Source organism: Pseudomonas sp. GW456-12-10-14-LB2, assembly GCF_002884345.1.
GTDB lineage: Bacteria > Pseudomonadota > Gammaproteobacteria > Pseudomonadales > Pseudomonadaceae > Aquipseudomonas > Aquipseudomonas paraglycinae.
This window is the reverse complement of record NZ_POHV01000280.1, coordinates 1-244: the sequence shown is the minus strand read 5'-3', so window position 1 is coordinate 244 and position 244 is coordinate 1. Positions and strand designations below refer to the sequence as shown.

Sequence of the window (244 nt, the reverse complement as noted above, 5' to 3'; positions counted from 1 at the left end):
GTGGTCGGGCGACGCCTTGGATGTTGTAGCGCGGGCGATCACCAGCGCGCGCGTCGGCGGGGCGTTCTGGTCGCCGATTCCGACGGAAGAAATGTTCGGAACGGTGATCAGAGCATCCAGCGCACCGGACGCCCGCCATCGTCTTGGCCAGTGGCGCGATCGGTTCGACGGGCCAATGCTCCTGTCCGTACCAGGGCCTCGATCACGGCACCTGAAGAAGATCGACGACAAAACCGCCTTGCTG

The 244-nt window shown here is 64.8% G+C and carries 1 protein-coding gene; it reads left to right on the top strand.

Going from position 1 to position 244, the window contains the following annotated elements:
* Positions 1 to 244: hypothetical protein (locus C1X29_RS29590; RefSeq protein WP_218275747.1), on the top strand; the 244-nt coding region annotated here is incomplete at both ends.